Raw genomic sequence first — 20,371 nt, 5'->3', positions numbered from 1 at the left:
CAGACCCCTCGTCGGGAGGAGTTCACCGCATGAGAGCCCTAGTCACCGTCACCACTGCGACACTCGCCGCTACCGTCCTCGCCATCACGGCGCCACTCTCCGCCAGGGCCACCGTCACCGCGGCCCCGGCCGCCGACCCTGCGGAGTTCGTCGTGGACACCACCGCCGACGCGGTGGACGCCGACCCGTCGGACGGCCGGTGCCGCACCGCGTCGGGCGCGTGCAGCCTGCGTGCCGCCGCAATGGCCGCCAACGCCCGGCCGGGCAGTACGATCACACTGCCCCCTGGCCATTACCGGCTCACGATCCCGCCCGACCCCCGGCTGATCATCGGCGACCATCCCGACCCGACCACGGGGGACCTGAACGTCGACGCACCCACCACGATCCAGGGCGCCGGCGCGCGGAGCACCGTGATCGACGCCAATCACCTGGACCGGGTCTTCCGCCTGCGGGCGGACACCCACATGTCCGGTGTGACGATCACCGGGGGAAGGGCCAAGCAGCGCGAACTGCCTTTCACCGACACCGGTGGCGGTGGCATCGCCAACGCAGGGCACCTGACGCTGCGCCGGGTCGCCGTGACCGGTAACTCCGCCGGCTACGGCGGCGGCGTCTTCAACGTCCCGGACTCTCACCTGGATCTCGTCGAGAGTACGGTCAGCCGGAATGCCGCCGGAGAGGCCGGCGGCATCCGATTCGACGACAGCGGCACCGTGACGAACTCGACGATCGCCGACAACCGCGTGACGAACCCGGGCGACCGCCCCGGCAGCCTCGGCGGCTACGGCGGAGGCATCGACATCCGCGGCCTGGGAGCCGTGCAGATCCTCAACTCGACCATCATCAGGAACAGTTCCAGCGACGGCGGTGGCGGCATCAACATCGCACCGGCCTACCTGGACAGCCTGCCCGCGCCCATCCCCGACATCGTCAATCTGCCACTGGGACGCATGACCCTGCGCAACTCCGTCGTCGCGGGCAACACCGTCGACGGCGCGGCCGCCGACTGTGAGAAGGCCTTCGCCACCATCTCGTCACAGGGCCACAACATCGACGGCGACGGCAGCTGCCGGCTCTCGGCCGCGGGCGACATGCCCAGTCGTGACCCGCTGGTCGGACCGCTGGCAAACCATGGCGGCCCCACGGACACCGTGGCGCTGCTGCCGGGCAGTCCCGCCCTGGACGCGGCCGTGGACTGCCCGGCCACCGATCAGCGCGGCGTCACTCGCCCGCAGGGCGCCACCTGTGACATCGGCGCATACGAGTACACGCCATGACCTTCCACCCCCGACACCGGCACCTGGAGCGAGCGATGAGAGCCCCGTGCCTGCGCACTTCAGCCCGCGCCACAGCCGCCGTCGCGGCCCTGCTTCTGTCACTGACCGTTCCTCCGCCCACTGCTCGCGCCGCTTCTGGCCCCGACTCCTTGGTCGTGCGCACCGACCGGGGCTGGGTGCGAGGCGCGGCCGTTCACCACGGCGGGCGGGTCTTCCAGGGGATCCCGTTCGCCGCCCCGCCGACCGGTGAGCTGCGCTGGCGTCCGCCACTCCCCCCACCGCGATGGTCAGGCGTACGGAACGCCACCGCACCGGCTCACCCCTGCCCCCAGTTACCGCTGACGCTGCTCCCCGACGGCGGCCCCGTCCTGCCCGGCGAGTCCAACCGCACGGGCAGCACCGTGGAGGACTGCCTGTACCTCAATGTCCGCACGCCCGCCCGCACCGGCGACCGGCCCCTTCCGGTCCTGGTGTGGCTGCACGGCGGGGGTAACGTCTACGGCGCGGGCAGCGACTACGACGGCTCCGCCCTGGCGGCGCGGGGTGTGGTCGTGGTGACCATCAACTACCGCCTCGGGGCGCTGGGGTTCCTGGCCCACCCCGCCCTGTCGGCCGAGAGCCCGGACCGCGCCTCGGGTGATTACGGCCTGATGGACCAACAGGCAGCCCTGCGCTGGGTGCGGCGCAACATCGGTGTCTTCGGTGGCGACCGGAACCGGGTGACGCTCGGTGGTCAGTCCGCCGGGTCGGCGGACACCTGCCTCCACATCGCCTCGCCGACCGCGGAAAACCTGTTCCACCGGGCGATCCAGCAGAGCGGAGCCTGCGCCGCGGACGGCAGTCCGACGCCACTCCCGCTCGACGCGGCCGAACGGAAGGGAAGCGGCTTCGCGGCCTCGGTCGGCTGCACCGACCCGACGACCGCAGCAGGCTGCCTGCGTGCCGTGCCCGCCTCCGAGCTCATCCGCGCCACCGGGACGGGGGCCGCCTCCCTGTGGGCCCCGAACACCGGCCCTCGCGTCCTCCCCCGTCCTCCGCGCACGGCGTGGGCCGAGGGGCGAGTGAACGCGGTCCCGACGCTGAGCGGCAACACCCATGACGAATACCGCTACTTCACCGCGCTGTACGTGGATCTGCTCGGCGGCGGCCCTCTGACCCCCGACTCCTACGCCGGCCTGGTCCGACTCCAGCACGGCAACCGCGCGGCCGCGGTCCTGGACACCTACCCGGTCTCGGCCTATCCGTCCGCCAACCTGGCCTACTCCGCCGTCGGCACCGACCAGCGGTTCGCCTGCCCGGCACGGGCCGACAGCCGGCTGTACGTCAGCCGGACGCCCGTCTACGCCTACGAGTTCCACGACGCCCAGGCGCCACCGTTCATCCCGGCACCGCACACGCCGCAGGGTGCCTTCCATGCCGCAGAACTGGCCTATTTGTTCCCCATGGACTCGGTAGCACCCCTCACGCCCGCCCAGCGCCGGCTGTCCGCCACGATGACTGCCTACTGGGCCCGCTTCGCGGCCACGGGCGACCCCAACGCACCCGGGACTGAGACCTGGCCGCGCTACACGGCCGACGGGGACCGCATCCAGGTGCTGGCCCCGGACCGGGTCGAACCCACCACCGGGTTCGCGGCCGACCACCACTGCGCGTTCTGGCAGCCCGCTCCCGTTCCCGAAGGAGCCGTGCGATGACATCGACGCTCGCCCTGATCCGAGACGGCCGCCGAACGCTGCGGCAGGGCCCGGACGGCCTGGCGCACCGGCAGCGCGAACGGCTGACCGCGATGATCGACTTCGCCCGCACCCACTCCCCGTACTACCGCGAGCTGTACCGGACCCTACCCGAACGCATCGAGGATCCCACCCTATTGCCGGTCACGCGCAAGCAGGACCTGATGGCGCGTTTCGACGACTGGGTCACCGATCCCGAGGTGACCATCGACCGCGTACGGGCGTTCGTCGCGGATCCCCGGCGGGCCGGCGAGCGCTTCCTGGGCCGATACCTGGTCACCACCACCTCGGGAACCACCGGTCACCGTGGTGTGTTCCTGCTCGACGACCACGCGGCGGCGGTGGTCAGGGTCCTGTCCCTGCGGGCCGCCCGGCGTACCCTTACGCCCGCGGTGACGGCCCGGCTGCTCATCCGCCGCATGCGGTCGGCGCACATCGTGGCCATTGGCGGGCATCTGGCCGCGTACACCGTCATCGTCCGCTCTCGCGCCGTCGGTCGGCTGCCGGCCCGGGGCAGCCGGGTGCTGTCGGTGCACAGCCCGCTGCCCGAGCTGGTGGACCAGCTCAACCAGTGCCGACCTGTATTCCTGGCCGGCTACGCCACTGTGATCGCGCTGCTCGCCGGCGAGCAGCTGGCCGGTCGGCTGCGCATCGCCCCGGCCGCGGTGTCATTGCTGGCCGAGGGGGTCAGTGACCACGACCACCGCAGGATCCGCTCTGCCTTCGGGGCGCACCTGGTCGACACCTACGGCTGCAACGAGAGCCTCGCCCTGGCCTACGGCTGCCCGGCGGGGTGGCTCCACGTCCACAGCGACTGGCTGATCCTGGAGCCCGTCGGGCCCGATCTCCGCCCCACCCCGCCGGGTCAGGAGTCCTTCACCGTGCTCCTGACCAGCTTGTGTCGATGGGCACAGCCGATCCTGCGCTACGACCTCGGCGACAGTGTTGTGCTGCGTCCTGACGCATGCCCGTGCGGAGACTTGCTCCCCGCGATCAGAGTACGCGGCCGCGCGGCCGACCTGTTGTCCTTCCCGCGCCTGGACGGCGGCACCGTGCATATCGTGCCCATGGCCTTCGAGACCCTTCTGGAAAGCATCCCGGGCATCGACCTGTTCCAGATCGTCCAGACGGCGCCCAGCTGCGTCCGCGTGCGGATCCTGTCCGCCGTCACGGCCGACCGGGAGCGGTTGTGGACGGCGGTGCGAAAGGAGATGGTCGCCCTGCTCATCGCCCACGGCGTAGGCCACGTGAGCGTCGAACGCGCCCACGAGCCACCCGAGCAGTCTGCGGGCGGCAAGTACCGGGTCGTCATTCCCTGGCCGTGACGACGGACGTCGGGGCGTCCTCGCCAGGGACGCCCCGCGTCGGAACCCCGTGGTGGGCCGCCAGCGCCAGCAACGCCACGCGCAGTGGTCCGGTGTCCAGGACGGTATCCGCCTCGAACCAGCGGGCCACTGCGGTTCCGCTCACCATCCTCAGTGTGAAGCGCGCCAACTCGTCCGCCGCCTCGGGGCGGTCACGCAGCGCGAAGACGGAACTCACCGAATCGCGGGCCCAGTCCACCAGTGCGTCGCGGTACTGACGCACCTCTGCCACGGCTGCGGCGCTGGCGTCCTGCCCCATCATGCCCAGTCCCAACAGGAGTTTCACACCCCGCGGGTGGCGCTGGAAGGCGTCCCCGACCTCCATGAGAAAGGTGTCCAGACGCTGCGCGACATCGGCGCCCGGCACCTCGGACGGGGGAAGTGCCGCCAGCAACGTGGTCCTGGCGCGCTCCAGCACCGCGACGTAGATCCCCTTTTTGCTGCCGAAGTGCCAGTAGATCGAGCTGACCGGCAGACCGCACGCGGCGGAGATCATCGAGATGGACGTGGCGGCGTAGCCGTGGCGCGACATCAGGTCGGTGGCGGTGTCGAGTATCGCGTCCCGGGACCGCGCGCCGCGCTCCTGAGCTGGGGCCTCCGTCATACGGCGACTCTAGAGGAAGCACGAGCAGTATCGGTCGATCCGGCGTCATGCAGGGTGATGGTCACGCCTCGATACTTCCGACCCTCGGCATACAGTCTGCCAGCCCATTCAAACTGCTCGTCCGCACCTCACCCGGCGAACCTTTCCGATCACAGCACTAGCGAGGTGCCGCGAGTACGTCTCGGAGTACGTTCTCGAGCGTGACGCGGGCCAGCTCGCGTCTCAGGGTTTCCTCGATGCCCTCGTAGATGCTCTGCATCGCCGGCTGGATGCCGTGACCCACCACGCATCCCTGGTCGGGGGTGGTGCGGTGCATTGCGAACAGCGGGCCGGGTTCCACTGCCTCGTACACGTCGAGCAGGGTCATCGACTCCAACTCGCGTGCCAGCGACCAGCCCGCGCCCACGCCCCGCCGGGACTCCACGAGCCCGGCCCTGCGCAGTTCGCCGAGCAGCCGTCTGATCACCACTGGGTTGGTGTTCGCGCTGGTCGCGATCTGCTCGGAGGTGGCGACCTCGTGACCCTGGCGCTGGTAGAGGCCGATCCAGGCCAGCGCGTGGGCGGCGATGGTCAGCCTGCTGTTGGCGCTCAATGGACTTCTCCTCCCGGCCGCAACGCTTCATGTTACGTCAGCACAGTCGTAACAGTGATAGTTGCAACTGAGCGTCGTAACAATTAGTGTTACGACGACGCAAGGTCAATCAACGAGGTGAGAAGAAATGAGCAAGCCACTCACGGGCAAGGTCGCCCTGGTCACCGGGGGGTCCCGCGGACTGGGAGCCGCGACTGTACGACTGCTGGCCGAGCAGGGCGCCGACGTCGCCTTCACCTACGTCAGCTCCGAGGAGCAGGCGCAGGCCGTCGTCCACGAGGTGCACGGCAAGGGAGCCAAGGCCGTCGCCTTCCTGTCCGACCAGGCGGACACGAGCCGGGCGCCGGCGCTGATCGACGACGTGGTCGCGCACTTCGGCGGCCTGGACATTCTCGTCAACAACGCGGCGATCTCCGTGGCCGGCACGGTGGACGACCCGGACACCGACACCGCCGCCCTGGACCGGATGCACGCCACCAACTACCTCGGTGTGATCGCCATCATCCGGGCCGCCTCCCGAGTGCTGCGCACGGGCGGCCGCATCATAACGGTGAGCTCCGGACTGGGCTCCCGGGTCGGAGCCCCCGGCCTTGCCGACTACGCGGCGACCAAGTCCGGGATCGAGAGGTACACCATGGGCGTCGCACGCGACCTCGGACCCCGAAACATCACGGCCAACGTCGTAGAGGCCGGGCTGATGGAGGGCGGCATGCAACCGCCGGACGCCGAAACCCTCAAGGCCCTGGTCAGCTCGCTGTCCCTGCAACGCATGGGACACCCTGACGAAATCGCCGCAGCGATCGCCTTCCTGGCGAGCCCCACCGCGTCGTACGTCACGGGCGCGGTACTGGACGCCCACGGTGGCTACAACGCCTGACCCGATTCCCTGCCGCGCGCCCAAAGGACATCGGACCTTCGGGCGTGCACCGCCAACGACCCGCCTATGCGGTCACGCCTAAAGGAGCACGGATCGTGATCGTGCCGTGCCGCGTGATGTCGACGAGGACGCCGGCGGTCTAGAGCTCGTCTACGCATGCGTTGATCTGGCCGCTGACGGCCTGCGGGTCTTGGCCGGTGGGGATGTGCCCTCGGCCATGAGCCACGACGCCCGGCGCCGAGGCGGCACTACGACCAGTCCGCCTCGGCGGCCTCCGGTGTGATGGGCCCGTGCTCGAGCGAACGCCGCCCCAACGTCGCCCTGGTGCGCCCGATTACCACTCCGGTCGCCCGGACGACATGCCTGGGTACGCCTCCGGTCGTACGAAGCGCATGCCCGGACTGCTCCTCAGGTCTCCCCCGATGGCTACCGGGGACCGATGCGGCGGCGCGGGTCCTGCGCCGAGGATGACCGGGTGACCGAGATCATCCCAGGGCTGTACATGTCCCCCCTGGAATTCACAGCCTTGCTGGCTGCAGTCGCGGTGGTGGCGGCGCGCTGGCTTCCCTCCGCTGCCCGCCCACGCCTCACGACCACGGCGGGGGCAGTTCTCGTCGTGTCTGCGATCGCGCTGAGCGTGGCGGGGATCCGCTGGCAGATGCTGCCGGTACTGACAGGCGCGGTCCTCGCGTTGCCGTTCGCCGTCTCGCCGCTGCTGCGACGCCGCAGCGGCCGGCCTGCGTGGCGGGCCCGATGGTGGCTGGCGTTGCCGGGATCGACTGCCTGCATCGGTCTGATCGCCACGGGCCCAGTGGCCGCCTGGGCCTTTCCCGTACCCGCCTTCCCCGAGCCGTCGGGCGACTTCGCGGTCGGCACCCGCGTGGTGCAGTGGACCGACCCACGCCGCCCCGAGAGCTTCACCGCCGATCCGCACGACCGGCGCACGGTCGTGGTCCAGCTCTGGTATCCCGCGCAGCCCAGCCCAGCAGGCACGCAGCGGGCCCCGTACCTCGGACGCACGGAGCACGAGGGGCGCATCGTGTCCGACGCCCTCGCGCGCTATGCAGGCCTGCCCGGTTTCCTGGTCGACGGCGTTCCGCGCGCCCGTACCCACTCGGTCTTTAACGCCCCGGTAGCTGGTGAGGGCGAACGCTTCCCCGTCGTGCTCTTCTCTCCCGGGGCGGGCGGAGTGCGCACCCAGAACACCGCCTGGGCGGAGGAACTGGCCAGTCACGGCTATGTGGTTGCCGCACTCGACCACCCGTACGACTCCGCGGCCGTCGTCCTCACCGACGGCCGAACGATCAACACCGAGCTCACCTCCACCGGCGACCAGGACAAGGACGACGAACTGGCTGCCGGCTGGACGGCTGTCCGGGCCGCCGACCTCAGCTTCGTCCTCACCCGGCTGGAGCAACTGGGCCGAGGCGAGATCACCGACCCGCTGACCGGACATCTGGACGCCGGCCGCGTCGCGGTCACCGGCCACTCCATGGGTGGCGCCGCCGCGCTGCAAGCCGCCCGGCAGGACCTCCGTTTCGGCGCCGTCATCGATCTGGACGGCTACCCCCACGGCCCCCTCTCCCCCTCCCTCCACCGGCCGACGCTGGCGCTGACCCAGGCCATCACCCCGGACACCGACCCGCGTTACCTACCCCGCCTCACCAAGGCCATCAAGGTCAACACCGCGACGAGCTACCGGCTCACCGTCCCGGGCGCCGCACACCTCACCTTCATGGACGGCCCCCTGTACCTGCCGCCTGTGCCCTCCATGGTCGGCTCGCTGGGCCGCACCGAGAGCCCACGCACGGTCGCCGTGCCCACGCTCGCCTTCCTGGACGCCACCCTGCGGAACAAGCCCGGCGACCTGGCCGGCGTCCTGTCGGCCCGCGGCGACCTGAGCGTTCACCACCCGGGAAACGGCCGCTGATCACCTGTGCCGCGGCAGCCGACGCGACGGCCGTTCTCCTCCCTGGCCGGTGTGCCGGTCCGCTCACTTCCCGTCCGATGCGGCACCGGCCTGCCCGGCGGCGCGCGTACCGGTCACGGCAGCGACCGGCCCCGACCGAGGGCCCGCCCACCGGCGAACTCCCAACTGAGCGACCGACTTCGAGACTCGGAAATGAAGAACAAGCCGGGGACACGGTGAGTTCGCCACCTTGCGCGGGCTCGCGGCCGGGGTGATCAGTCGGCCGGCGTTGCTCAGTCCTGCGTGGAGATGCAGAAGGGATGGCCCGCGGGGTCCAGCAGGACCCTCCGCTCATCGGGGTGCGGTTGGACTGGGGGTTCCACGGCGCCCAGTGCCAGCATCCGTGCGTGGGCGGCGTCCAGATCGTCGACGCCCAGTTCCATGTGTGCCTGCTTGCCCTGGGACGAGTCCGGCCAGGTCGGAGGCCGATAGTCGGCCACCCGGATAAAGCCCAGTCCGGGTGCATTCTCCCGGCCGAGCAGGATGAAGTCGTCGCTGCGGTAGACGACGGGCAAGCCGAGCGCGTTGCCGTAGAAGCGGGCCAACTCGGCGGGGTCCGGGCAGTCGAAGTCGACGGACAGCAAACGGATCGCAGGTGCGGATGTGGGTTCGGTACTCATGGGGAAGAAGCTATGACCCAACCAGGACAGTCCCGGTCCTGGTCATGGGAGACACTTCGGGATGTGATCAGTACCTCCGCCCGCCTGCTGCGACTGGTCTCACTGCTGTCCACGCGACCGACATGGACCTGCCGCGAGCTGGCCGAGCGTACGGCGGTCACTGACCGCACGGTCCGACGAGACATCGCCCGGCTGCGAGAACTCGGCTACGGCATCGAGTCCGACTCCGGGCCCTGGGGCGGCTACCGCCTCGGCGGCGGCACCCGGGTGCCGCCGCTGATCCTCGACGACGAGGAGGCGTTCGCCGTGGCCGTCGCGCTGCGGGAGGTCGCGCTCAGCGGCGTCCTGGGCAGCGACCAGGCCGCGCTGTCGGCGCTGTTGAAGCTACGACAGGTCCTGCCGCCGCGGATCGCGGGCCGGCTGGGGGAAATGGATGCGACCTTCGTCCACACCCCCCGATCCGAAGGCCGCCAGATCTCGCCCGGCGTGCTGCGGGAACTGGCCGCCGTCTGTCGTCGTGGCGAGATCACCCGTCTGTCATACCGGGACCACGCGGGGAAGGACACGGTCCGGGACGTCGCCCCCTATCGCCTGGTACACACAGGCCGCCGCTGGTACTTCGTCGCCCAGGACACCGCCCGGGAACAGTGGCGTACCTTCCGGGCCGACCGGGTGGTACAAGTACAACCGACCGGCCGTACCGTGGAACTCGTCGACCCGCCCGACCCGGCGCTCCTCGTCTCTCGATCCATCGCAGGCGTCGTGTACCCGCTCTATGTCACAGTCCGGCTGGCGCACCCCATGGACCAGGCGTTGCAGCTGGTCCCACCCACGATCGGCACCCATCGCCCGGACGGCCCCGATACCACCATCGTCGAAATCGGCGGCAACGACGCCGACCAACTCGTCACATACCTCCTCAGCCTGGGCACCACGCTACGCGTCCTGTCACCGGACTCCGTACGGGAGGCGCTGCTGCGCCGCACCCGAATCCTCTTCGAGGACAACAGGGACAGTCAGCCCCGGTAGCGGGCGTTGCGCTGGATACGGGGTCTCAGACGCACCCACCATCCCCGCCCGGATCTGACTGGCCTTTTCACCATGGGATCGCTGAGGGAGCTGACGTGGTCCCGCTCGGCTTCTTCCGTAGGATCGCTGCATGCCCGCTGACGAACGCGTAACCCGGTCCACGTTCTCCGGTCGCATCCGGCCGATATCTGTTCCTCGACCGATGCCACGGTTGCCCCAGCGAATCTGGTCGGATGAAGACTGGGAACGGATCCAGCGCGGCTACTCGTCGCGGGACATGGACGAGAAGTGGAACGTCTTCACGGAGGGCGAGGTTGCCTTCCTGCATCGAAGCTGGACGGGCAGAGGGATCTTCGCGGCGACCTTCGCGCCAGTGGACGGTGGCTGGCAGATTACTCGCGCCGTAGTAGAGCGCGATCCCAAGCGCTATCGGAGCACGGACGACGACTACGACTGCCTGATGCTTGAGTTGGTGATCAGTGCCATCGTGCTGGGCGAACCGGCGACTGATCTCCGTGCACGCCTGGTGGAGTTGACGCAGCAGAGGTCTGGCTCCGCTGATGCGTCCGCTGGGCTGGTGCAGCACAGCGCGTTGGGACTGCGCTCGGATTCCTAGATGATCATTCAGAGCGGCCGGGTACTCGTCGGATGCAGATCATGCTGGTGGCGAGCTTGAGCAGGCCTTGGTGGAGCTCCACTCGGCGCTCATAGCGGATGCCGGATGCCGAGGCGCTTGAACTGGTGGAGCCAGCTGAAGGTGCGCTCGACGACCCGGCAGTACGGGGCCGACGGTCACCTGGATCTCCTGATGGAGAAACCGGAAGTCCAGAGAGTCTCAGGCACTCGTGCGCCGTATGTGCAGATGGCCCTCGCGGGGGAAGGCGGGCGGTGCCGCGGGCAGGATGGTTTCGAATTCGTAGCGGCTCTTCTGTGCGACCCGGCACGATGCCAGGTTGTCCACCTGGTGCAGGAGTTCGAGACGTTCCAGCCCGAGGGCTGTGAAGGTGTCGAAGGCCCAGCCGGTGAGTGCCTCCAGAGCGCGGGAGGCAACTCCCCGCCCGCGAGCGTGCGCCGCGGTCCAGTAGCCCACTTCGGCAGCCGGTTTGCCGGCAGTCACTTCCTTGAGAACCACGTTGCCCATCAACTCTTCCCGAGCCGAACCGGGTTGTGCCTCAAAGACGGCGAAGCCGAACCGGTCCCCCGCTGCCCAGCCCTGCTGGTGAGCCTGCACCCAGCGTGCCCCGTCGGCGTCGTTGCCCACAACGGAGCTCCCCCACTGGCGCAGTGCGGGATCCCGGCTCACCTCGACCAAAGCGGCAACATCCTCCATGCGCCAGGGGCGAAGAACGAGAGCGGGAGAGACCGGCGACGCGGCCACCTGAAGTACGACCGGGGCATTCATCAACCGATCTTATGCGCCGGAGTTTCCACCCGACTCCAGCCGCGTCCGCCCATGCCGCCTTGCGACCGCCCCGTCACTGCTGTGTCCGGACGCGCAGAGCATGGACGGACCAAGCAAACACTGGAGCCAGGCTCTCCGGGGCCGGCCAGCCGTTGACCACTGCGAGCAGCTGCAGGTATCGCTCCCTGCGTGGATCGTTCACGGTCTCCAGCCGAGTCGCGAGCCGGCGGCGAAGCTCGACATCATCGGGGCGACCGAGGATGTGCGCGTAGTGCGCCGTGAACTCCGCGACGATTCGATCGGCCTGGGGTGAGGCCGGGTCGATGCCCGCGGTCAGGGCCGGGCCGGTGTGGTCACGGACGACTGCGGCGATGTCGCGGCGCGGACCCACGTCGCTTCGGGTCTGCTCGGCCGCCTGGTCCACGGCCATCCGTCGCACGACGGCGCGGAACCCCGGGTCCAGGGACATCTCAGCCAGCTCCACCCACGCCTGGACCTGCTCTGCCTCCGGGTTGTCGGGCAACTCGGGGGTCATCGAGCGCATGACCCCCGCGAATGCGGGGACGGCGTCAAGACCGCCGAAGACGGCGTCGAGGAAATCGCCGATCAGACGTCCGCGTTCGTCCTCGGAAAGCTGGGCCAGCCGGTGCATGAGTTCCGTCTCCTCAGGTGTGGACCCGCGCTCGGCCACCGCCGTCAGCACCGCACGCCGCAGGCGCAAGACGCGAATCTGCACGGCCAGTGCGTCGGCGTGCGCTGCGGCGACCTCGGGAAGCGACAGCTCACGGTCCACGACCTTGCGGATCGTAGGAAGATCCAGTCCCAGCTCGCGCAGGGTCCGCACGAGGTCCAGGCGTGCGACGGCGTCGATGCTGTAGAGGCGGTAGCCGGCCGGGCTGCGGTCCGTCGGCGCCACGATTCCGCGATCGGAGTAGAACCGAATGGTCTTGACCGTGAGACCGGTCCGCCGAGCCAGTTCGCCGATCGAGTAGAGCGAGTCGCCGTCCATGTCCCCACCTTCGTGTCTCCCCCTACTGGAGACTCAAGCCCTCCCGCACACCAGCCGGCTAGCACCCCTCATGCCCAAGTCCTGACAACTCCTCCCCCACGATCGCCGTTGTCCTCCCGGTCCCACGACTGAGCACATCGGCCCTCCTCGTCCGGGAGAAGGTCCACGGTGATGCGTGGGCACGCCGTGTCGAACTCCGCCATCTCCGGACCTGTGGAGTACCAGCCGACTGAGTACCGGCGCAGCAGCCGCGACGGGGCGTCCGGCAGCCGCGTGTCCAGGTCGTAAGTGCGACCTCCCTGGGCGTCGTAGACCGTCAGCCCGACGTAGTCATCCCGCCAAGAGACAAGCCGGACTTCCAGCCCGGCGAGATGATACGGAAAAGGGGCGTGTCGTCAGCGGAGTGAGTGCCGCCTTCCGGGGTAGAACGGCTGTTGGCTCGTGCGGTAGCAGGGGCCGGAGCACGCCCGGAGGACCGGCTGTTCCTAGGCATGAATCGAAGGATCCACCAGTATGGCCAGCGGCACCGTGAAGTGGTTCAACGCCGAAAAGGGCTTCGGCTTCATCGAGCAGGACGGCGGAGGCCCAGACGTCTTCGCCCACTACTCCGAGATCAAGGGCAGCGGGTACCGCGAGCTGCACGAGGGCGAGCACGTCACCTTCGACATCGGCCAAGGACAGAAGGGCCCGCAGGCCCAGAACATCGTCCGGGGCTGACGGACACGGGGATGTCAGAGAGGTGGCGGCCCGCATCGGGCCGCCACCTCTCTCACCAGTGCGGGTGAAGGACCGTAAGGCTGCCTGCCGCATCGCGCGGCGCCACTCCTGAGCAGCCCATCGGCCCCTTGGGGCACTGGCCCGAGTCCGGCGAAGACCCGGAGACGGAACCAGCGGGTCTCGTCGCCGTCGAGCGTGAAGTGGTCGACGACCTTGTCCCGGCCCGGATCCAGGTGGATTCCCGTTCGCGCCGTCGGCGGGCGGCGCGAACGGGACGCGGCTCAGCTAATCGGGCCGAAGATCTCGGTGCGGTCGAAGTCGGCATCCATGCCGTCCAGCACCGCTCCCAATTGCTTCTCCTCGTACTTGAAGTGCGTCTCCATGACCGCCTCGATCCCGTCCAGGTGGCGGTGTGCCACCTCCGGGTCGGTCGAGTTGGCCACCGCCTTCTGCAATCCACCGATGAGGTGCTCGATCATGTTGTGGTCCTGAGTCAGCTTGGCGACCACCGGCGCCAGGTCGGGTCGCGCCCGTACCAGTTCCGGGAACAGCGAACCGTCCTCGGCGCGATGGTGGCCGGACAGGGCAGCGCAGAACCCGTGGCAGAACAACAGCAGGTCGGTGGCGGCGTCGGCGGGGTCGCCGCCGTCCAGTCCCGCCCGCGCCAGCGCCAGCGCATTGCGCAGCTTGCCGTGCACCCGCTGCAGTTCCCCGCCCCAGGCGGTGACGCGGTCAGTCGGCAAGAACGCCCTCCCGTCGCAGCCAGGCCGCGCACGCGGTCGTCCAGGACGCGGTGTGCGGCTCGCGCGCAATGAACTTATGCGGCTCGCCGCCGTATTCCACGCCGTCGGCGAGGCCGATGCCGTGGCTGCCGCCCGGGTAGACGTGCAACTCCACCGGTACCCCGGCGGCCGCCAGCGCCCGGGTCCACTCCAGGGCGTTGGGCAGGCCCGGCGGGTCCTGAGCGGTGGCCCAGACGAAAGTCGGGCACACCGACGCGTCCACATGCTTGGCCGGGGATAGCTCGTCCTTGATGGGCAGCAGGTCGCCGAGCAGGTTCTCGACCACCGGCGGCGGCAGCAGGTCGAGGTCGGCCAGCGCGTAGGCCAGGATCGCGAAGTCCGGTCGGGGCGGGTCGGCGACGCCTTCCTCGATGCACAGAACCTGGCCGGTCATGAGCAGGCCAGCGAGTTGGCCACCCGCGCTTGATCCGATGACGCCGACCCGGCCGACGTCGAGGCCGTGGTCGCCGTTGCGGATGTGGTCCAACCCGGCCCGGGCGTCTTCGAGCGGGGCCGGGAACCGGTCTGGCAGCAGCCGGTAGGACAGGACGAAGGCGTGGATGCCGAGGCCGGACAGCCAGCGCGCGTAGCCTTCGCCCTCGTGTGGTGGAAGTTCCCGAAAGCCGCCACCGGGCAGGACAAGGACGGCGGGTCGGGGGCCGAAGAACCGGTCCTCGGCGGGGTAAAGCGTGATCTTCTGTGAGATTGGGGTGGGAATGGCCGTAGCCACCTTTCGATACGACGCCTCCATGCCTGACGAGCCATCCGCCACCGACACGCGACGCTGCCTGGAACTATAACCGCGAAGACCAAATGGGCGGTTGCGTTGCGCTGCCGCAATGGCGTCAGGGTGAGCACGCAGTCTCCAGGACCGCGAGTCGGCGCCATCGCCTCACATTGCGTTCTCGGCAACATCCCAAGCAGATCCGGGCCTCAATGCCTGACGCGCCAACCCCTCCAGGCTGTGGACCGCATCACCGGTCCACAGCCGCCAGCTGTCCGGGAAAGACGCGCAGCACCCGGTCAAGCGCGCCTTGCGCATGCCGCCTCCTCAAGCAGCCGCGCGGCGGCCCCTCCGACTGGGATGCTGGTTTTCGTAACACCCGGGAAAGGCACACGCCGATGCACCGCAGCGCGTCACAGGCCGGAGCGCCGGCCCTCCAGAAACGGGGCGCCTGGAGCCGTTCACCGCACCCACTCGTACTCGTCGTCCTCCCCGCCGGCGTCGCGGTCGTCGTCGCTGAGGAGGTCGTTCACCTCATCCTCGGTCAGCTCGCAGCGAGAACGGCACGGTCTGCTCCCCGCACCAGCGGGGAGGACGCCACTGCCCGCTTCGGTTTCCTTTCGGTCGCCGGAACGCCCGCGCTTTGCGAGGGCAGGCAGTTAGCTGGCCTCGGTCACAGCCAGCCGTTGCGGCGGAATGCCCGGTACAGCAGCCCTGCTCCCAGGGCCATGAAGGCGAGTGCGCACGGATAGCCGTAGCGCCAGTCGAGCTCGGGCATGTGGGCGAAGTTCATCCCGTAGAGCCCGGCGACCATGGTGGGAATGGCGAGGATGGCTGCCCAGGCGCTGATGCGGCGCATGTCGTCGTTCTGCCAGGTGCCCACTTTGGCGAGATGAGCGTCGAGGACGGAGGCAAGCAGGGAATCCAGGGCGCGGACTTCCGTGTCGGTGCGGGTGAGGTGGTCGGTGACGTCGCGGAAGTACGGAAGGATTTGCGGTGACCAGTCGTCCCGCCCGGTGGTGAGAGGCTGCAGGACGGGGACGAGTGGCTGGATGGCGTCGCGGAACTCCACCACCTCGCGCTTGAGGGAGTAGATCCGCTCGGTGAGGTCGTCCCGGGCGGGCGAGAAAACGCACCGTTCCAGCTCGGTCAGGTCCGTACGGACCCGGGCGGCAGCCTCGGCATAGGCATCGACGATGACATCGGCCACGGTGTACAGGACGGCGACCGACCCGAGCCGTAGCATGTCCGGCTGCCCATGGAGGCGGCGCGCGGCCTCCGCTGTGGGGTCGTTCACGCCGTGCCGTACGGTCAGCGCGAACGAAGGTCCGAGGAAGACCATCACTTCCCCGGTCTCCACGTCCGCGGTCTGTTCGACGAACCACAGCGTCTTCATCGCGACGGCCAACACATCGCCGTAGCGTTCCTGCTTCGGCCGCTGATGCGCCTGGACAGCGTCCTCGACGGCCAGGGGATGCAGCCCGAGGTACTTGCCGAGCCGCTGCAACTCCTCTTGACGGGGTTCGTCCACGCGAATCCAGGCGAACTCGTCCGGCTTCAAGCCCGCCAGACGCTCCAAGGTGACATCACACGCGTCTGCCTGCCCGCAGTCGATCTGCTCGCACTCGCCCGCCGACTTCCGATAAATCACGTACTCCATGCCCCTACGGATGCTTCCGCCACCGCATTCCATGCCTGGCAGTGCGCCATCCGCATCGCCGGTCGGCCGCTGCTTCACCGCAATGCTGGAACACCCCGGGCAGCACGGCAGTCCGATCGCCCAGTGCCTCGACATGCTGCGCGCAGGCACCGCTCGGGGCGGCTGAAGCGCATCGTGTGCTAATCCGTGCTGCGCGACAGCAACGAGTGGTGTGCGGTGCGTGCGGCTGAGGGAGGGCCTTCGAACTGCAGCGGGTGCAGCCGGTTCCAGTAATGGTGCAGCACCTGAGCCGGGGAGTCGGCAGGGGGCATGGTGCGGTCACGGAAAGCCCAGTGCAGTTCCTCGACTCGATCTCCGGCCGGCACGTCCGGAGCACTGTGCGGTGGGCGGCCGCAGCTCCACCAACGCGCGGTCAGAGCAGCTCCGGCGGCTGCCGCAGCGGTAATGATCAGGACCTCACGAAACGGCGTGGTCCGCATGGCACTCCCCCAGTTCCCCGTACTGCACTCGACGCTTGGCTAAGGGGGTGTCCCGCGCAGGACGATTCATTCCCACGCAGCCTGACCCTGCGCCTGGCCTGCGCCTGAGCCGAGTGTGGGGCACAAAGGGCGGCCCGGCCGGCCGCCGCGTCCTGAGCGGGCAGACCGGGCCATGCGCGAGGCGAGCATCCCGATGTCACCGGTGACCGATGCCTCCCAGCGGGCCGTGCTGGAGGACTGGGAGCGTCGGCGCACGTCAACCACGGACCCGTCTGTCGACAGGGAAACCTTCCGCGAAGCGAGAGGTCCGGCGAGATGTCGAGGATCGGGCGGCCTCGCCACCGTGGGCCGCCCGCGGTCCGCGAACTGCTCACCGAACGGACCGCCCGGACACCCGAGGCTGCGTTCTCGCTCGTCTCAGGGCATCATCTCGTACGCCCCCGACAACGCCTCGACGCGCTGCCAGACGCGCTCGGAACGTGCCGCGTCGACGACCGGGCGCCGGACCGCGTCAAGGGCCCACTGCTGCTGCTCCTCGGTCGCGGAGTCCTTGCCGTGCAGCTCGACGGCGTGGGCGGAGAAGTCCCGTACGAGGACGGCAAAAAGCTCGTCGAGCACGTCCTCGTCGAGATGCGAAAGCGCCGCCTGCTCCAGGGCCAGCTGGCCGTGGACGACGAGCGCGAAGAGCTGGCCGATGGCAAGGAGTAGGTCGAGGTCACGGCTCTGCTCCTCGTCAGGAGCGGCCGTGCGGACGAACTCGCACAGTGCGTCCGCCTGTTCACGGAAGCGTGCGACGTTGGGCAGGTGGGCGTACGTGTCGTAGGCCGGTCGCCAGTCGTGGAAGCGGATCGAGCCGAGCCCGCGGGCCGGGCCCTGGCGGAAGAGGAAGTCGTCGTCGGCCGCGTCCAGGCGGGTGGGGACGGGCTCGTAGGGGACCGGATCGAGCAGGTGGTTGCGCATGAACTTGAGGATCAGCGCCAGGTTGACGTGGACAGTGCCCTCCAGCTTGGGCAGGCCCCGGATCTCGACTGCCGCCTGCGCGAAGTAGTTGTCCTTCTCGAAGCCCTTGGCGGCGATGACATCCCACATGAGGTCGATGACCTTTTCGCCCTCCGTGGTCACCTTCATCTTGGTCATAGGGTTGAAGAGGAGGTAGCGGCGGTCGTCGGGGCCCGCGGTGCGGAAGTAGTCCACGGCGCGGTCGCTGAACAGCTTCATACCGACGAGCCGCACGTAGGCGTCGGTCAACTCGCGTCGTACGTGCGGGAAAGCGGTGACGGGGCGACCGTAGAGGATGCGGTTCTGGGCGTGGGTGACAGCCTCATACATCGCGTGTTCGCAGATGCCGATCGAGGCGGTGCACAGGTTGAACTTGCCCACGTTGACGGTGTTGAGGGCGGCGTCGAAGGCGGCGCGGCCGGTGTGCAGGACGTCCTCCGTGGCCACGGGGTAGTTCTCGAGGCGGAACTCGCTGACGTACTTGGAGGAGTCGACGACGTTCTTGACCAGGTGGTAGGCCGGGTGCCGGCTGTCGGCGGCGAAGAAGACGTAGCCGTCGGGGCCCTCGACGTCGGTGCGGCGGCCGAAAACGGAGACGAGGCCCGCGGCGTTGCCGTTGCCGATGTAGTACTTGGAGCCGGTGGCGCGGAAGCCGCCCGTGCCGTCGGGCTCCAGGAGCATGTCGGTGGAGTAGATGTCGGCGCCGTGCGCCTTCTCGGAGAGGCCGAAGGCGAACACCTCACCCCGTGTGAGGAGTTCGGCGGCGCGGGCGCGGGCGGCGGGGTTGTCGCTCTGCCAGACGGGGCCGAGGCCGAGGATGGTGACCTGCCACGCGTACCAGTAGTCGAGGCCGTAGAAGCCGAGAATCTCGTTGAGGGCGGCGATGCGGGCGGTGTCCCACCGCATGTCGCCCTCGCCGTCCGCGGCTGCGGAGGCGGGGGTGAGGAAGGTCGCGAAGAGCCCCTCCTTGGCGGCGAAGGCGAGGAAGTCGCCGAGCCAGGCGCGCGTTCGGTAGTCCTCGATCAGCCGGCGCCTGCCGCGCTCCTCGAACCAGTCGACGGTGGCGCGCAGCAGCCTGCGGGTCTCCGGGTCGAAGTGCGCGGGGTCGTAGGTGCGCGGATTGAAGAGCAGCGCGTCGGCCATGAGTGCCGCCTTTCGGCTGGGAGGGGTGAGGGTGGGGGTCCGCGTTCGGATGGGGTGCGGATGCGGGTCCCGGGCTGGTCTGCTCGGCCGGTCAGCGACCGGTGTCGAGCCGGGCCAGGGTGGCGAGGACATCGTCGAGCCAGGCGATCATCATCCGCTCGTAGGCGATGCCGCCGCGGAGCACGGCGTGCTGGAGCTCCCGCTCGGCGTCGAGCCGGCCGTCCGGCGGTGGGTCGCCGAAATCGCGGGTTTCGCCGGCGAGGTAGTGGGTGAGACGGTCCGTGTGCGCCTGCCGGTGCCGCTCGACCTGGCTGATCAAGGCGGTCGGATCGTCGAAGGCGGCGCCCCGGACCTTCACCGCCAGGTCGTGCCGGACGCTTTCGGGTTCGGTCGGTTCGTTCAGCCACGCGGAGAGCGCGTCCCGTCCGCGCCCTGCGACGGAGTACTCCTTCTTGTCCGGGCGCCCGTACTGGGCAACGTCCCGGACCTCGACCCAGCCGTCGCTCTCCATGCGCTTGAGCACCCGGTAGATCTGCTGGTGGCTGGCGGTCCAGAAGTACCCGATGGACCGCTCGAACCGCCGGGCCAGTTCATAGCCGGAGCCCGGCTTCTCCAGTAGGGAGACAAGGATCGCGTGCTCGAGCGCCATGCGCACGATCTTCCTATGCACTTTGTTGCATAGCAACGTCAGCGAGGTGAGACACGGCTCACGCTGAACGGGTCAGCGAGCAGGTGGCGGGCCTGTGACCGCCGTGGTGACGGTCAGGTCGGGTTGACGGCCCTCGGCTGGGGACAGACGGCGGGAGTGGATACTGCCGTGCATGCAGGCAGGAACGGATAAGGAGCATGGTCAGTGACCAGCGACAGTCGCATAGGACCGCCCTATTTCGGAAGCGAACGCGAGACCCTGCGGGCCTTCCTCGACTACCACCGCGCGACTCTCGCCATGAAGTGCGAAGGGCTCACCGACGAGGAACTGCGACAGCAGTCGATGCCGCCGTCCACCCTTTCGCTGCTCGGTTTGGTGCGACACATGGCGGAGGTGGAGCGTGCTTGGTTCCGTCGAGTGTTCGAGGACAACGACGTGCCCCTGGTCTGGTCCGACGAAATCGACTTCCAGGCGGCGTACGACGCGAGCGCGTCGACCAGGGAGGAGGCCTTCACAGCCTGGGAGGCCGAGGTGGCGAACTCGCGCCGCATCGAGCGGGAGGCTGAGTCCTTGGACCAGGCTGGGTATCAGCCACGATGGGGCGAGGAGGTCTCGCTGCGGATGGTGATGGTGCACGTGCTTCTGGAGTACGCCCGTCACAACGGGCACGCGGACTTTTTGCGTGAGGGTGTCGACGGAACCGTGGGCGCCTGAGTCCGCAGGAGCCAGATGCCGATCC

General features: G+C 69.1%; 19 protein-coding genes. 9 read left to right on the top strand and 10 right to left on the bottom strand.

What is annotated here, in order from left to right; all coding sequences use genetic code 11:
- Positions 1 to 152 precede the first annotated feature (152 nt).
- The 3 genes from IE118_RS28265 to IE118_RS28255 all read left to right on the top strand — a co-directional run bounded on the left by IE118_RS28265 (position 153) and on the right by IE118_RS28255 (position 4,338).
- Complete coding sequence (locus IE118_RS28265) at positions 153 to 1,280, top strand: choice-of-anchor Q domain-containing protein (RefSeq protein ID WP_229846969.1); 1,128 nt, start codon at positions 153 to 155, stop codon at positions 1,278 to 1,280.
- 155 nt (positions 1,281 to 1,435) lie between these two features.
- Complete coding sequence (locus tag IE118_RS28260) at positions 1,436 to 2,974, top strand: carboxylesterase/lipase family protein (RefSeq protein WP_229846968.1); 1,539 nt, start codon at positions 1,436 to 1,438, stop codon at positions 2,972 to 2,974.
- Positions 2,971 to 4,338 carry a phenylacetate--CoA ligase family protein gene (locus IE118_RS28255; RefSeq protein WP_189560899.1) on the top strand — a complete coding sequence of 456 codons (1,368 nt, stop codon included), beginning with the start codon at positions 2,971 to 2,973 and terminating at the stop codon, positions 4,336 to 4,338. The genes IE118_RS28260 and IE118_RS28255 overlap by 4 nt, the downstream gene beginning before the upstream one ends.
- On the opposite strand, the gene IE118_RS28250 is transcribed toward IE118_RS28255, so the two are convergent.
- Positions 4,322 to 4,981, bottom strand: a complete 660-nt coding sequence (locus tag IE118_RS28250) for a TetR/AcrR family transcriptional regulator (RefSeq protein WP_189560898.1) — start codon at positions 4,979 to 4,981, stop codon at positions 4,322 to 4,324. The genes IE118_RS28255 and IE118_RS28250 overlap by 17 nt on opposite strands.
- Positions 4,982 to 5,138: 157 nt before the next feature.
- Positions 5,139 to 5,573, bottom strand: coding sequence for an Rrf2 family transcriptional regulator (locus IE118_RS28245; RefSeq protein ID WP_189560897.1), 435 nt, complete (start codon positions 5,571 to 5,573; stop codon positions 5,139 to 5,141).
- Positions 5,574 to 5,700: 127 nt separating this feature from the next.
- Between IE118_RS28245 and IE118_RS28240 the strand changes: the two genes are divergently transcribed.
- Positions 5,701 to 6,450 (top strand): SDR family NAD(P)-dependent oxidoreductase, encoded by a 750-nt coding sequence (locus tag IE118_RS28240; RefSeq protein WP_189560896.1) that lies wholly within the window; start codon positions 5,701 to 5,703, stop codon positions 6,448 to 6,450.
- A 439-nt stretch (positions 6,451 to 6,889) separates the two neighbouring features.
- Positions 6,890 to 8,380, top strand: a complete 1,491-nt coding sequence (locus IE118_RS28235) for an alpha/beta hydrolase family protein (RefSeq protein WP_189560895.1) — start codon at positions 6,890 to 6,892, stop codon at positions 8,378 to 8,380.
- A 272-nt stretch (positions 8,381 to 8,652) separates the two neighbouring features.
- Here IE118_RS28235 and IE118_RS28230 read toward each other — a convergent pair whose 3' ends face one another.
- Entirely contained in the window at positions 8,653 to 9,039 is a 387-nt protein-coding gene (locus IE118_RS28230; RefSeq protein ID WP_189560894.1) for a VOC family protein, read from the bottom strand.
- A gap of 63 nt (positions 9,040 to 9,102) precedes the next feature.
- Between IE118_RS28230 and IE118_RS28225 the strand changes: the two genes are divergently transcribed.
- Complete coding sequence (locus IE118_RS28225; RefSeq protein ID WP_229846967.1) at positions 9,103 to 10,068, top strand: helix-turn-helix transcriptional regulator; 966 nt, start codon at positions 9,103 to 9,105, stop codon at positions 10,066 to 10,068.
- A gap of 202 nt (positions 10,069 to 10,270) precedes the next feature.
- Positions 10,271 to 10,684 (top strand): hypothetical protein, encoded by a 414-nt coding sequence (locus IE118_RS28220; RefSeq protein WP_189560924.1) that lies wholly within the window; start codon positions 10,271 to 10,273, stop codon positions 10,682 to 10,684.
- A 219-nt stretch (positions 10,685 to 10,903) separates the two neighbouring features.
- On the opposite strand, the gene IE118_RS28215 is transcribed toward IE118_RS28220, so the two are convergent.
- On the bottom strand, positions 10,904 to 11,470 hold the full coding sequence (locus IE118_RS28215; RefSeq protein WP_189560892.1) for a GNAT family N-acetyltransferase: 567 nt from the start codon (positions 11,468 to 11,470) through the stop codon (positions 10,904 to 10,906).
- Positions 11,471 to 11,543: 73 nt separating this feature from the next.
- Positions 11,544 to 12,479: a MerR family transcriptional regulator gene (locus tag IE118_RS28210; protein ID WP_189560891.1), complete on the bottom strand. Its 936-nt coding sequence runs from the start codon at positions 12,477 to 12,479 to the stop codon at positions 11,544 to 11,546.
- A 513-nt stretch (positions 12,480 to 12,992) separates the two neighbouring features.
- Between IE118_RS28210 and IE118_RS28205 the strand changes: the two genes are divergently transcribed.
- Positions 12,993 to 13,196, top strand: coding sequence for a cold-shock protein (locus IE118_RS28205; protein ID WP_189560890.1), 204 nt, complete (start codon positions 12,993 to 12,995; stop codon positions 13,194 to 13,196).
- A gap of 281 nt (positions 13,197 to 13,477) precedes the next feature.
- Here the strand turns inward: IE118_RS28205 and IE118_RS28200 are convergent, their stop codons facing one another.
- From IE118_RS28200 to IE118_RS28180, 5 genes are all read right to left on the bottom strand, one after another.
- Positions 13,478 to 13,939: a hemerythrin domain-containing protein gene (locus tag IE118_RS28200; RefSeq protein ID WP_189560889.1), complete on the bottom strand. Its 462-nt coding sequence runs from the start codon at positions 13,937 to 13,939 to the stop codon at positions 13,478 to 13,480.
- On the bottom strand, positions 13,929 to 14,756 hold the full coding sequence (locus IE118_RS28195; protein ID WP_229846966.1) for an alpha/beta hydrolase: 828 nt from the start codon (positions 14,754 to 14,756) through the stop codon (positions 13,929 to 13,931). Before IE118_RS28195 ends, IE118_RS28200 begins: the two co-directional genes overlap by 11 nt.
- A gap of 619 nt (positions 14,757 to 15,375) precedes the next feature.
- On the bottom strand, positions 15,376 to 16,362 hold the full coding sequence (locus IE118_RS28190) for a magnesium and cobalt transport protein CorA (RefSeq protein WP_189560888.1): 987 nt from the start codon (positions 16,360 to 16,362) through the stop codon (positions 15,376 to 15,378).
- Between the two features lie 896 nt (positions 16,363 to 17,258).
- Positions 17,259 to 18,983: an acyl-CoA dehydrogenase family protein gene (locus tag IE118_RS28185; protein WP_189560887.1), complete on the bottom strand. Its 1,725-nt coding sequence runs from the start codon at positions 18,981 to 18,983 to the stop codon at positions 17,259 to 17,261.
- Positions 18,984 to 19,074: 91 nt separating this feature from the next.
- Positions 19,075 to 19,632 carry a PadR family transcriptional regulator gene (locus tag IE118_RS28180; protein WP_189560886.1) on the bottom strand — a complete coding sequence of 186 codons (558 nt, stop codon included), beginning with the start codon at positions 19,630 to 19,632 and terminating at the stop codon, positions 19,075 to 19,077.
- 204 nt (positions 19,633 to 19,836) lie between these two features.
- Between IE118_RS28180 and IE118_RS28175 the strand changes: the two genes are divergently transcribed.
- Entirely contained in the window at positions 19,837 to 20,346 is a 510-nt protein-coding gene (locus IE118_RS28175; protein WP_189560885.1) for a DinB family protein, read from the top strand.
- The last annotated feature ends 25 nt before the right edge of the window (positions 20,347 to 20,371 follow it).

It is taken from the genome of Streptomyces pilosus (genome assembly GCF_014649835.1).
Classification (GTDB): domain Bacteria; phylum Actinomycetota; class Actinomycetes; order Streptomycetales; family Streptomycetaceae; genus Streptomyces; species Streptomyces pilosus.
The sequence above is the reverse complement of the archived record's forward strand: the minus strand, read 5'-3'. Positions and strand labels throughout refer to the sequence as shown.